Source organism: Paenibacillus sp. J31R122 (assembly GCF_056269185.1).
On sequence record NZ_JBWDNM010000008.1, the window covers coordinates 227,608 to 240,775 of the forward strand.

The window sequence follows — 13,168 nt, forward strand, 5'->3', positions numbered from 1 at the left end:
TGATTTTTGCGCTTTCGAGTGTGAATGTGCATCAATGGAATGGAGCGTAAAGCCTGATGAAATCATTGGTATTAGCAGAAAAACCGAGCGTGGCGAAGGAAATTGCTCGTGTTCTCGGATGCGGTCAGAAGCATAAAGGTTATATGGAAGGCCCTAAATATGTAGTAACCTGGGCTTTAGGTCATCTAGTAACGCTTGCAGAGCCCGAGGATTACGATAAGAAATATAAGACTTGGAATTTAGAGGATTTGCCACTGCTTCCTCCTAAAATGAATTTGAAAATAATGAAAGAAACCTCCCAACAATATAATTCGGTAGCACAGCTTTGCAAGAGGCAGGATATTGGCGAGCTTATCATTGCTACCGATGCGGGACGTGAGGGTGAGCTGGTTGCGCGCTGGATTATGGAGCTTGTTCGTTGGCGGAAGCCGTTTAAGCGGCTGTGGATTTCATCGCAGACAGATAAGGCGATTAAGGATGGCTTCAACAACCTGAAGCCTGGCAAGGATTATAATAATTTGTATGCTTCAGCTGTTTGCCGAGCGGAGGCTGATTGGCTAATCGGTTTGAACGTTACCCGCGCTCTAACGACCAAATATAACGCTCAGCTCGCGGCAGGGCGTGTTCAGACTCCGACGCTATCGATGATGATGGAGCGTGAGCAGGAGATTCAGTCGTTTCAATCGCAGCCTTATTGGACCGTAACAGCAGATTTTGGGATGTTCACGGCGCTATGGCGTGAGCAGGAGACGCATGACGGCAGACTTTGGGACAAAGCAGGCGCTGATGCGGTAGCAGCTCGTATCCAAGGTGGAAGCGCTAAGGTAGACAAGCTTCGTACGGTAGAGAAGTCGGAGTCACATCCGCAAGCGTACGATTTGACGGAGCTGCAGCGTGATGCCAACAAACGGCTGGGCTTCTCTGCCAAGCAAACGTCTAATGTGCTGCAGAAGCTTTACGAGCAGCATAAGCTAGTCACGTACCCGCGTACGGATTCACGTTACTTGTCCAGTGATATGGTTTCTACATTAAAAGGTCGTCTGGAGAGCATAGCGGTTGGTCCCTACACGCAGCTTGCGCGCAAGCTGCTAAAGGGACAATTGCAAGTGACAAAGCGAATTGTCGACGACAGTAAAGTAACGGATCATCATGCTATTATACCTACTGAGCAATTCGTTCAATTAGGAGCGCTCAGCAATGATGAGCGGAAGCTCTACGATTTGATAGTACGGCGTTTTATCGCATTATTTTATGGCCCCTACCGCTATGATGAGACGAGCGTAGTGCTTGCAGTAGGCAAAGATAGATTTTATGCGAAGGGCAAAATAGAGAAGGATGCGGGCTGGAAGGAGCTTTATCAGTCAGACTCCCGTTCGTCAAGTGAAGAGGAAGACGAAGAGGATGATAACAGTAATTCCGGGAGTAAAACCGATCGACAGCCATCGCAGCTCCTTCCCGCGTTAACCTTAGGACAAGCATTGCCGGTGAAGCAAGGGAAGGTGAAGGAGCTTCGTACGATGCCGCCTCCGCGGTACACTGAGGCTACATTACTTACCCGAATGGAGAAGCATAGCTTAGGTACTCCCGCGACACGAGCTGATATTATAGAAAAGCTGCTAGGAACGGATACTATTACGCGTACGCAAAATAGACTTATGCCGACTGGCAAGGGGAAACAGCTCATTGAGCTCGTTGTTAATGAGCTTAGAAGTCCGGCTTTGACTGCCAAATGGGAGCAGGAGCTAGAACGTATTGCTCAAGGAAAAGGCGATCCGACAGCTTTCATGCGAAATGTTCGCGATCAAGCGTCGAAATGGGTGTCAGAGGTTATAAGCGAGACAAAGGAATATAAGCCTCATAATCTGACTCACTCACGATGTCCGGAATGTGAGAAGCCATTGCTTGAAATTAACGGCAAACGCGGGAAGTCACTCGTTTGTTCGGATCGTGAATGCGGCTATCGACGCGCGGCGGAGCCGATGCTGTCCAACAAGCGTTGTCCGCAGTGTCGCAAGAAGATGGAAATTCATGATGGCAAGGCAGGGAAATACGCGCAGTGCCGTCCTTGTAATGTGATTGAGACACTCGGCGATAAGCCGGGCGGCAAAGTAAACCGCAAGCAAAACCAGAAGCTTATTGAGCAATTTAGCGATAACACGTCTCTATCAAACAGTATGGCGGATAAGCTGAAGGAAGCGATGGCAAAGCTGTCTGATAAATGATAAATAGCGTAGAAGGATTAAAGCAGATGAGCAGGCCGTTATAGGTCAGCTTATCTGCTTTTATTATTCTTTCAGCTAATAGGTTTAATTTCTAGGGTAATGTTTTTCGGGGAATCTATCAATTTGGCTGGCTAGGAGCAGTCTCATTAAGGACGTTAAATTAATCATTTAATAGATTACTAGATTGCGATTAAAGTTTTTTATGGAAATGTGAAAAAATTGCCCTGTGGATAACACTGTCCACATTATCCACGTTGCTATGCCTTGCCATACGACGTATATCCACACGGTATTCACACCGTATCCACAAGATGATGTGCACAACTAGGGCTGTTGTCCATTGAATTGCTCCATGCTACTATGAAAAAGAATTAACCATAAGATGGAAGAGAGGATGTGTAGTAATGGAGCTACTGTCTGACGAACTGCTGGTTGACACTTATTATGCAGCTATTCAATTCAAATTGGATACAGAATTTATTAGAATGCTGGCGATTGAATTGAAACGTAGACGTGTCAACCCAGAGGCTCGTAAAATTACTGCATAATTATAAAGTTGTGCAATAACTGTCGAAGTCTAGGTCCATTCCGTAATTGAAACCTCAGCTGTTAGATTGCATGTCGAACAAAATAGTATATGTTTGCAATCACAATCACTTTTACTTTGTAGAAAGCCATTGCTTAATGTTTCTCCTTCCTCAATTGGCTGATAGGGTGCATAAGGCCCCGTCCAATCCGACACACGACCACAATCGTTCATTGTTCCCTTGCAAGAGGTGCAGCTTTTTTGCAAGGAATGAATTCCGTTGCACACTGGACAAAACATAAGGGTATCCTCCTAGGCGCGCCTCGCATATGAATGCAAGAGGTGCATGAAATGAATCGCCAAGGATAGGATACCCTCTTATTTGTTTTTAAATAGGCAAATTTACAGCTTCATGTTGCTGCTATGTCCAGGAGACAGCTTTGCCGCTGGATCAACATAGACCTTCGCGTTATTTATAGCAGTTGGAGCCTCTCCAAATCCGACAGCAATAAGTTTAAGCTTACCTGGGTAAGTCGTTATATCGCCTGCGGCAAACAGTCCCGAAATATTTGTCTCCATCCGTGTATCGACAACGATCGATCCGCCTTGAATGTCAATGCCCCACTCTGCAATAGGTCCTAGCGAGGATACGAAGCCGAAGTTTACGATAACCGCGTCGACATCCAGCTCAATGGTTTCTTTTGTTTTGACGTCGCTTAAGGTTACTTTATTAATTCTGTCTTCCCCATGAAGAGCAGTAATTTCTTTTGGCGTAAGTACTTGGACCTTAGAATTCATAAGGTTTTCTACACTATGCTCATGCGCTCGGAATTTATCACGGCGATGAATGAGTGTTACACTCTCCGCGATAGGCTCCAACATGAGTGACCAATCAACCGCAGAATCGCCGCCACCGCTGATCAACACCTTTTGGCCTTGGAAGCGATGTAAATCACCTACAAAATAATGCAAGTTCTTCTTCTCATACTGAGCTGCTTCCGGGAGTTCAAGACGACGAGGCTCAAAGGCGCCGACTCCTGCTGTTATAATAACTGCTTTCGCAAAATGTGTTGCTTTATCTGTAACAATTTCGAACGATCGCTCGTCATGTTTAATGACGGCAGTAACTTTCTCTTCCAAGCATATTTCAGGCTTAAAGTGATTAAGCTGCTCGACCAAACGGTCTACTAGCTCTTGGGCAGTTACTTTAGGAAATCCGGCAACATCATAAATATATTTTTCAGGGTAAAGTGCAGCAAGCTGTCCGCCTAGCTGGGGCATGCTTTCAATAAGCTTGACCGATGCTTGGCGCATTCCGCCATAGAAGGCTGCGAACAATCCTGTAGGACCGCCTCCAATGATGACGATGTCGACAGGTGATTGTGACGTTTCATCGTTATTCAACTTTTCCACCTCCACTATAAGTATACGGTTTTCATTATAAACTTTTGCCCCAGAAGAAGGAAATAATTAATTTGTATAGAGTTCTAAAGTTTTTCGTTATTTTAGCACTTGAACTTTGTTTGAAAACTATGTAATATTTCTGATGTATGTTAAGTACGGAACTTATTTCGAACGTTGTCGAAAGATGTCGTGGTTCTGCTTGGATCAGGTTGATAAAATAGACCCATAGCGCACAAACTATAACCATTATAAACAGATATCGGTTAAGGCTTGTGTAATTTTTCACAATACAAATACAAAGATAACGGAATGGATGGGATCATACGATGAGCAACATACCCAAAATCGTGATTCTTGGAGCAGGATACGGTGGAATATTAACCGCTCTTCGTCTGCAAAAAGAACTGAACTACAATGAAGCGGATGTAACCTTAGTCAATAAACATGATTATCATTACATTACTACTCATCTGCATATGCCAGCTGCTGGCACGGATAATCCTGAAAATGCTAGAGTGAGCATTTCTAAATTAATCGATGAATTTAAAATTGATTTCGTAAAATCAACCGTTGTACAAATTCGCCCACAGGACAAAAAGGTTATTCTTGAGGATGGTACGCTTTCATATGATTATTTGGTAATTGGACTTGGCGGTGAAACGGAAACATTTGGTATTCCTGGTCTAAGCGAACATGCAATGAATATTCGCAGCATTAACTCGGCTCGTTTAATCCGTGAGCATATCGAATACCAATTTGCTCGTTTCAAGCGTGAGCCTCACCGTACTGATTATTTAACGTTCGTAATTGGCGGAGCGGGCTTTACAGGCATTGAGTTTATTGGAGAGCTGTCTGATCGCATTCCAGAGCTGTGCAAGCAGTTCGATGTGGATCCATCGCTTGTGAAAATATATAATGTTGAAGCCGCTCCAACAGCGCTTCCTGGCTTTGACCCTGAGCTCGTAGAATACGGCATGGACGTATTGACTAAAAAAGGCGTTACATTCCGCATCGGAACAGCGATCAAAGAATGTTCAGCTGGAGGTGTTATTGTTGGCGAAGGGGAAGAAATCAAATCGGCAACAGTAATATGGACCGGCGGTATTCGCGGTAACCGCCTGATTGAAGAGGCGGGCTTCGAAACCATGCGCGGCCGTGTGAAGATTGATGAATTTCTTCGCTCGCCAGGCACAGAAAACATTTATATCTTAGGGGACAATTCCCTTATGTTTAATCCAGAGGGCCGTCCTTATCCACCTACTGCTCAAATCGCGATGCAGCAAGGCGTAGTTTGCGCACATAATCTTGTTGCTTCGATTCGCAATCAACCGCTGAAGAGCTTCACATTCAGCAATAAAGGTACGGTAGCATCGCTTGGTAAAGGTGAAGCAATCGGAATTGCTTTCGGCAAGAAATATAAAGGCCGTACTGCGGCGTGGCTGAAAAAATTAATTGATATTCGTTACTTGTTTATCATCGGCGGAATTCCACTCGTATTGCGCAAAGGTAAATTTCTATAATGAGACACTGCAGCGTACAAGTACGCGGTTTGCTGACTAGAGATGAGCTTGATCGATACAACGCATTGATGGAAGTGGGTTCATTTCTAGAATCGCAAACTCGTTACGACTTGGCTTATACGGTGCAAAAGGAAGTTGACCTGCTCATTCAGCCTGCTATTGAGAGGCTGAAGGAAAAGGGACGAGAGCGCGATAGAGCTACCCAACAGTATTTGGAAGCGAAGCGGCTCGGCTTAGATGATAACGACGATGATGACGATGATGCTTAGATAGCTTCAATTTGTAAACCATATAAGGGCTTTCGCTAAGCAACAGTATACGGTTGTCTGGCGGAAGCCCTTCGTCATCAGTCGACAAAGAAGAGCGCCTCATGTGAGACGCTCTTCTTTGTCGTTAAAGCTTTGTCCTATTTATTGCTGTTAGATGCTAAGCAGCTCAGCAAATTTATCGGCGTTCAGCAGGTTGCCAACATAAAAATCACCGAATTCAGCATAACGTGCGCTAACCTCGTCGAAGCGCATTTCATAGATAAGCTTCTTGAACTGCAAAGCATCGTCAGCAAATAATGTGACACCCCACTCCCAATTATCGAAGCCGACGGAGCCTGTAATAATTTGTTTTACTTTGCCTGCATATTGACGACCGATCATGCCGTGGCTGCGCATCAACGTCTTGCGCTCGTCCATTGCAAGCATGTACCAATTGTCGTTGCCGTCGCGGCGTTTATTCATAGGATAGAAGCAAATATGGTTAGCTTTCGGCAATGTCGGCTTTAGTCTAGCTATAATATCCGGATTTTGCATCGGATCACTGCCAGGCTGTCCCATATAGTTGCTTAGCTCTACGATGCTTACGTATGAAAACATAGGGTAGGTAAAGCTGGCAAAGGTAGTCTTGTTGAATGCTGTTTCGATCGCATTTAACTCTTCTAGCGTTTCACGCAAATGCATGAACACGAAATCTGCTTTTTGACCGATAATAGAATAGGTAGCGGTGCTGCCTTGTTTATTTTCCTCTTGTACAGACCATTGCTGTAAAAATGTTTGAAGTTCATCAAGCGCTCTTGCGCGTTCGCTCTCATCGGCTAATCGCCAAGCTGTCCAATCCATGCTGCGGAAATCATGCAAGGCATACCAGCCTTCTAATGTTTGTGCTGCTTCACTCATAATTTAAATACTCCCTTCAAGCTCTTTAATAATGTTGCAACCATTGTAACGTAATCGAGCTGAGCAGAGCAAATGACGGTCTTGTGACATTTGATCCTATCTAATTGACTTCCTTATTAGCATTAATTAAACTAAGAATCGAGAGTCTGAAAGGGGAAGTTTGAATGCTTCAATTAATAATCGCAACCGTATTGTTTTTTGTTATGATGTTCGGTATTGGCTTTATTTTAAATATGCTTTTGAAAACAACCTGGTTACCGATTATTTTATTTATTATTTCGTTAGTACCGCTCGGCATATGGGCACCATGGGATAATCAGGCGACGCCGACTATTTCCAATTTTGCTCACTATACGATCGTTGATTACATACCCGTTATTGGAGCGTTAATTGGAGCTTATGTAAGTGGCTGGACTATTCAAGCGCTGCGAAAAGGCGGCTACAAAATGTTTTAAATGAAAATCCTCCAATCGGGGGATTTTTCTATTTTTCCACACGTCCGAGCGAACGTTTTTTATGCTAAAATGGTAGGATAGAAAGTAGTATGGGATGGAGTCGTTGTAATGCGTATTAGTAATATATTGCAGTTCACGGAACATCATCGTTATTATATATTCCGTGACTTTTCTTTAAGCAGCCTTGATTATAAAATGTTATCTCTTATCTACCAGCCGATGATTGGCGCATTTGCTGTCGCGTTCTATCAACAGCTATATCATGGTATAGCAGAGGGCTGCTCGGGATATTCGTCCTTAGAGCCGCAGCGGAAGTTGTTTCTCGGATTAGGGCTTGAAATGAATGAGCGGAGTCGCAAGCATTTAGTCGAACAAGCATCTAAACTCGAAGCAGTCGGTCTGCTGCAGACGTCGAGGTTAGGGATGCAGGAAAATGCGGACGTAATATATGAATATGAATTGGCGCAGCCCATGTCGCCTGCAGAGTTTTTTCGGAACATGCATTTGACTATGCTGCTGCGGGATAAAGTAGGCAAATACGCTGTGATTTCATTACGTGAATCGTTTGGCGCTAATGAACCGGATGAGCTGGCAAATGCGCAGCTGACGAAGGAAAATATATCGATGCCGTTTTATGAGCTGTTTAAGCTGAACATGCAATCGGTCGATAATGAGCTGGAGCAAGCACTTACGGAAGTTGCGCCTACACGGCAAGCTGTTGCTCGTCCTGCTCTAGCTACAGCAGCAATTCCGTATGGAGAACTTATATTGCGTTTCCCGCGAAACTCGGCGAATCGCCGCTATGTAGAGCGGCTGCGGGGTGATGAAGAACAGCTGGCGCAAGTAAATTATGTTGCTTACAAATATAACCTAACCGTAGCGGATATATGTCGTCTGCTCGACGAGGATAGCATTTTCAGCGATAACGGAGAGCTTAATATCGATGAGCTGCAGCTGAGAGCCAATCAGTTCTACCGTCAGGACAAGAAGCGAGAAGGAGACAGGCAGCGGACGCTTGCCCGTACTCAAGTCGTATCGAACGAGCCGGTAGATTCAGACGAGCTGACTGAAGAATTCGAAGTGCAGGAGCAAGATTATTTGCCGGTACCGAATCAACTGCTAGGTCGATGCGATATTCAACAATACAATATGCTGATGCGCAATGAGCCTCATACCCGGTTTTTGCAACGCTTTTTTCCAGGCGCTGTACCAGATTGGATCGAACGAGTATTTGAGCGGATTGATTTGAACTATAAGCTTGCAGGTCCTGTTATTAACGTACTTATTCATTATGTAATCGGAGCGAATGACGCTCAGCGCGTTACGAAAACATTCCTAGATGCTGTGGCATCTAACATGCTTGTGAAGCAGATTGATAATTTTGAGAAGGCAGTTCAGTATGTGCGAGAGCAAGCACAGGTCGAGCTGGATAAGGAGCGCCGGAAGGAATCGGCGAGCTTCGGCGGATCGAACGGAGCGTATAATGGCTCCAAAGGTGGAGGACGCGGCGGCAATAGCCGTGGTACGTCACGTAAGCCTTCCATTCCGATCGTACAGGATGGAAAGCCTGCCGCAACAGTATCTGCCGATGAGCTGGAAGAACTGCGCAAGCTGGCACGCAAATTAGACGGAAAATGATAAAGAAAAGATAGAAAGCTGACATATAAATTAGACGATTAATAGTAGAGGCGGGGTGAGCAGACGATGGAATCAATGGGCGAATTGCTGAAGGCTTGGCCTACAGGACATGCGATAACCGAACAAGCGGAGCAGAAAATGGCGGAGCTGCTCGCGGAACCACTTGTCGAGAAGCTGCTGGTGAAATATCCGGAGCTTGATGAACAGGTCATTCGTCTTAATTTGAATCGTGTTTATCAATATGTAACGGAGTATCGCAACTGCTCCCATTGTCCAGGACTGGATAAGTGCCCAAATGACTTTGAAGGTCATTATACTTTGCTTCAATCCGAGACTGTAAATGGGTATACACAGCTTTATGACCGAAAAGTAGCATGTAAGAAGTTTATGGCTCGTCAGAATGAGGATCACATAAGAAGCCGCATACGCAGCTTTTACGTTGACGAGACTGCTTTGCAGCGTGGCTATTCGTCCGATGAGATTTTGACGAATGATTTAGAGCGCGTGAAGGCGGTTGGTCAAGTACTGCGCTACATCGATCGAACGAAGGAAGAAGGGCTTCAGCAGGAGGGGTTATACTTAGCGGGACGTTTTGGAACGGGAAAAACGTTTTTAATGTGCTATTTGCTGCATGAGCTGGCGAAGGCCGGATATTCTGGCGTTATTGTCTATATGCCTGATTTCGTTGAGGATTTGAAAACACTTATGCATGAACCAGGAAAGCTGAAGGAAACGGTCGAGATGATGAAGGAAACTGATTTGCTCATCTTTGATGATATGGGAGCGGAAAACTTAAACCCATGGGTACGCGATCATGTGCTGGGCGCGATACTAAATTACCGCATGCAAAGGAAGCCGACGTTCTATACATCCAATTATGAGCTGGAAGCGCTGGAGAAGCACTTCAGCTTCACGAGCAAGGATGGTGATGAGCTGCACAAGGGTCAACGGATAATGGACCGCATCCGTCCTTATGTTGAGGTTGTCATGGTAACCGGTGAAAATAAACGCGGACGCAAGTAACAACGAACTCTTCTATACTTATAAACGAACGCCCCTCTGCAGGGGCGTTTTGCGTTTTTTACACTTCAAAAAGCTTTATCAATATTTTTTATGATTCTTATCATTTCCGTTTAAATTAACTATTGACAGTTTATGGTGCGCACTGGTAAGATTCTTTAATAACCAACTAAACAGGTAGGAATAATAAAATAACTACCGGACAACCGGAGTCAACACCTATTAGCGTAGAAACACAAACTGCTACTTTCATAAGCACAAACGTGTTTCTGCGAGCCTGTTAATACAAAATAGGGGTGTATGAAACTATGAAGAAAATGGCTCATCTCCGGTATGCTGTTATTATCCTGACTCTAGCGCTTGTACTCGCAGCTTGCGGTACCAATAACTCAGCTAATAAATCATCAAATAAACCTTCAAACGCATCGAACACGCCAACTACGGAAGAGACGGCCAAGGTAGAGCCTAAGCCGCCCGTAGAGCTCCTCAACGTATCCTACGATCCGACTCGTGAGCTTTATGTAGCTTTTAATGAGGCATTCTCCAAGCACTGGAAAGAAGAAACAGGCCAAGTGGTAACTATCAAGCAATCGCATGGCGGTTCAGGCAAGCAGGGCCGCGCGGTAATAGATGGTCTGAAAGCAGATGTTGTAACACTAGCGCTTGGTTACGATATAGATGCTATAGTTGAGCCTGGTTTGATCAACGCGGATTGGCAGTCCAAATTCGAGCATAACAGCTCGCCCTATACATCTACTATTGTGTTCCTTGTTCGCAAAGGAAATCCGAAGGGTATTAAAGACTGGAATGATCTCATTAAGGATAAGGTAGAAGTCATTACTCCGAACCCTAAAACCTCGGGTGGCGCCCGTTGGAATTACCTAGCGGCATGGGGCTATGCTTTGAAACAAAATGACAATGACGAAGCTAAAGCGCAAGAGTTTGTCGGAAAGCTATTCAAAAACGTACCTGTACTGGACTCCGGGGCGCGTGGATCAACGACTACTTTCGTTGAGCGTGGAATTGGCGATGTATTGCTTGCTTGGGAAAATGAAGCCTTCTTGTCGATTAATGAGCTAGGTCCGGACAAATTCGAAATCGTATATCCATCTCTAAGTATTCTAGCTGAGCCTCCTGTAGCCGTCGTTGACAAGGTGGTTGATGATCGGGGTACTCGTGAGGTGGCGGAAGCGTACCTGGAATATCTCTATACCGAAGAAGGGCAAGAAATCGCAGCAAAAAACTATTACCGTCCGATATCCGAAACAGTAGCAGTGAAATACAATGAACAATTTAAAAAGCTGGAGCTGCTGTCCATTGATAAAGATTTTGGTGGCTGGAAAGAGGCGCAAACGAAACATTTCGCTGATGGCGGCGTTTTCGATAAAATTTACACACGAGGATCTTAAGTTGCGATTAGAAGAAGAGTGGAGCTGACCTCACATGAAAGGTTCCAAGTCCCGTAACGTACTGCCGGGTTTTGGTTTGTCGCTCGGATTTACACTATTTTACTTAAGTATTATCGTATTGATTCCGCTAGCTGCCGTTTTTTTTAAAACGGCAGAGCTGAGTTGGTCCGAGTTTTGGAGTACCGTTACGAATGCTCGTGTAGTTGCTTCATACCGTATTAGCTTCACAACCGCTTTTTTAGCCGGATTAGTTAATGCTGTATTTGGCTTATTAATTGCTTGGATTTTGGTGCGATATCGTTTTCCTGGTAAAAAGATTATTGACAGCTTGGTTGACTTGCCATTCGCGCTGCCTACCGCTGTTGCCGGAATTGCATTAACAGCCATTTATGCTCCGAACGGATGGATAGGATCCATGCTGGAACCGCTTGGCATTAAGGTTGCCTATTCACCGATCGGTATTACGATTGCACTTATTTTTATCGGTTTGCCGTTTGTCGTCCGGACCGTACAACCGGTGCTGCAGGACATGGATAAAGAGACGGAAGAAGCTGCGGTTATGCTGGGAGCGCATCGGCTTCGAACCTTTTGGAAAGTCATATTGCCCGAGCTGCTGCCGTCGTTGTTAACAGGGTTCGCGTTGGCATTTGCAAGGGGGGTTGGGGAATACGGCTCAGTCGTCTTCATATCAGGCAATATGCCGCTGAAAACTGAAATTACACCGCTGCTAATCATGACCAAGCTTGAACAATACGATTATGCAGGAGCCACAGCAATTGCGTTAGTCATGCTCGTCGTGTCCTTTCTAATGCTGCTGGTCATCAATTTACTGCAATGGCGCATGAATCGCCGTACAGTGTCTGACTAGCAATAGGCTTACGAATGAAATCGTGTTTCGTAGAACCAATAGGAGGGGGCACAACCATGGCTGGAGCAATTACCGTACACACGACTGAAGAATCATCGAAGCGTCCGCAACATATAACCGAAACAGCGCCTGTTCGATGGCTGCTTATCGGAATCGCAATGCTGTTTCTCGCTTTTATTGTCGTTTTGCCGTTAGCATCTGTATTTGTCGAGGCGCTTAAGAAGGGTGTTGGCGTCTATATCGATTCGATAACGGAGCCGGACGCGATGTCAGCACTTAAGCTTACCTTGCTGGTAGCAGTGATTGCTGTACCAGTTAATACTGTTTTCGGCGTGGCGGCGGCGTGGGCAATTAGCAAATTCCGTTTTCGAGGCAAAAATATACTCATTACTTTAATCGACTTGCCGTTTGCGGTATCGCCGGTTATATCTGGGTTAATCTACGTGTTAATGTTTGGTGCGCAAGGTTTTCTCGGCCCTTGGTTCGATGAGCGGGGTATTCAAATAATATTTGCGCTGCCGGGCATTGTGCTTGCAACCGTTTTTGTAACCGTACCGTTTGTTGCTCGTGAGCTTATTCCGCTTATGCAGGCGCAAGGTGTGCAGGAAGAGGAAGCGGCAGCAAGCCTTGGAGCGAAGGGCTGGGTAATTTTCTGGAAAGTAACTTTGCCAAATATTAAATGGGGACTGCTTTACGGAGTCATCCTTTGTAATGCTAGGGCGATGGGCGAGTTTGGCGCTGTTTCTGTCGTATCTGGTCATATCCGAGGTGAAACGAATACATTGCCGCTTCATATTGAGATTTTGTATAACGAGTACCAATTTTCCGCATCATTTGCGGTTGCCTCGTTGCTCGTTATGTTAGCTGTTCTAACTTTAATTGTGAAAAGTATTGTGGAATGGAAGTCGTCTCAGCAAAAATCGTTAATATCCGAATAAAT

At 45.0% G+C, this 13,168-nt stretch carries 12 protein-coding genes; 10 read left to right on the forward strand and 2 right to left on the reverse strand.

The window, feature by feature from the left end; translation table 11 throughout:
* Window positions 1–56 precede the first annotated feature (56 nt).
* The gene (locus AC0YN7_RS15475) at window positions 57–2,222 is read left to right on the forward strand and encodes a DNA topoisomerase III (RefSeq protein WP_475810905.1); all 2,166 of its coding nucleotides are present in this window, start codon (window positions 57–59) and stop codon (window positions 2,220–2,222) included.
* Between the two features lie 404 nt (window positions 2,223–2,626).
* The gene (sda, locus tag AC0YN7_RS15480) at window positions 2,627–2,770 is read left to right on the forward strand and encodes a sporulation histidine kinase inhibitor Sda (protein ID WP_475810906.1); all 144 of its coding nucleotides are present in this window, start codon (window positions 2,627–2,629) and stop codon (window positions 2,768–2,770) included.
* 380 nt (window positions 2,771–3,150) lie between these two features.
* On the opposite strand, the gene AC0YN7_RS15485 is transcribed toward sda, so the two are convergent.
* Window positions 3,151–4,152 (reverse strand): NAD(P)/FAD-dependent oxidoreductase, encoded by a 1,002-nt coding sequence (locus AC0YN7_RS15485; RefSeq protein WP_475810907.1) that lies wholly within the window; start codon window positions 4,150–4,152, stop codon window positions 3,151–3,153.
* 326 nt (window positions 4,153–4,478) lie between these two features.
* Here AC0YN7_RS15485 and AC0YN7_RS15490 point away from each other — a divergent pair, with 326 nt between their 5' ends.
* Window positions 4,479–5,672, forward strand: a complete 1,194-nt coding sequence (locus AC0YN7_RS15490; RefSeq protein ID WP_475810908.1) for an NAD(P)/FAD-dependent oxidoreductase — start codon at window positions 4,479–4,481, stop codon at window positions 5,670–5,672.
* Window positions 5,672–5,941 (forward strand): hypothetical protein, encoded by a 270-nt coding sequence (locus AC0YN7_RS15495; protein ID WP_475810909.1) that lies wholly within the window; start codon window positions 5,672–5,674, stop codon window positions 5,939–5,941. Before AC0YN7_RS15490 ends, AC0YN7_RS15495 begins: the two co-directional genes overlap by 1 nt.
* Before the next feature lie 150 nt (window positions 5,942–6,091).
* Here the strand turns inward: AC0YN7_RS15495 and hemQ are convergent, their stop codons facing one another.
* Window positions 6,092–6,838 (reverse strand): hydrogen peroxide-dependent heme synthase, encoded by a 747-nt coding sequence (gene hemQ, locus AC0YN7_RS15500; RefSeq protein WP_475810910.1) that lies wholly within the window; start codon window positions 6,836–6,838, stop codon window positions 6,092–6,094.
* Between the two features lie 164 nt (window positions 6,839–7,002).
* Between hemQ and AC0YN7_RS15505 the strand changes: the two genes are divergently transcribed.
* From AC0YN7_RS15505 to cysW, 6 genes are all read left to right on the forward strand, one after another.
* Window positions 7,003–7,293: a YuiB family protein gene (locus AC0YN7_RS15505; protein WP_475810911.1), complete on the forward strand. Its 291-nt coding sequence runs from the start codon at window positions 7,003–7,005 to the stop codon at window positions 7,291–7,293.
* Window positions 7,294–7,401: 108 nt separating this feature from the next.
* On the forward strand, window positions 7,402–8,931 hold the full coding sequence (locus AC0YN7_RS15510) for a replication initiation and membrane attachment family protein (protein ID WP_475810912.1): 1,530 nt from the start codon (window positions 7,402–7,404) through the stop codon (window positions 8,929–8,931).
* 66 nt (window positions 8,932–8,997) lie between these two features.
* Window positions 8,998–9,954, forward strand: coding sequence for a primosomal protein DnaI (dnaI, locus tag AC0YN7_RS15515; protein WP_475810913.1), 957 nt, complete (start codon window positions 8,998–9,000; stop codon window positions 9,952–9,954).
* Window positions 9,955–10,259: 305 nt separating this feature from the next.
* Window positions 10,260–11,360, forward strand: coding sequence for a sulfate ABC transporter substrate-binding protein (locus tag AC0YN7_RS15520; protein WP_475810914.1), 1,101 nt, complete (start codon window positions 10,260–10,262; stop codon window positions 11,358–11,360).
* Window positions 11,361–11,394: 34 nt separating this feature from the next.
* Window positions 11,395–12,228, forward strand: a complete 834-nt coding sequence (cysT, locus tag AC0YN7_RS15525) for a sulfate ABC transporter permease subunit CysT (RefSeq protein ID WP_475810915.1) — start codon at window positions 11,395–11,397, stop codon at window positions 12,226–12,228.
* 56 nt (window positions 12,229–12,284) lie between these two features.
* Window positions 12,285–13,166, forward strand: a complete 882-nt coding sequence (gene cysW, locus AC0YN7_RS15530) for a sulfate ABC transporter permease subunit CysW (RefSeq protein WP_475810916.1) — start codon at window positions 12,285–12,287, stop codon at window positions 13,164–13,166.
* Window positions 13,167–13,168 lie beyond the last annotated feature (2 nt).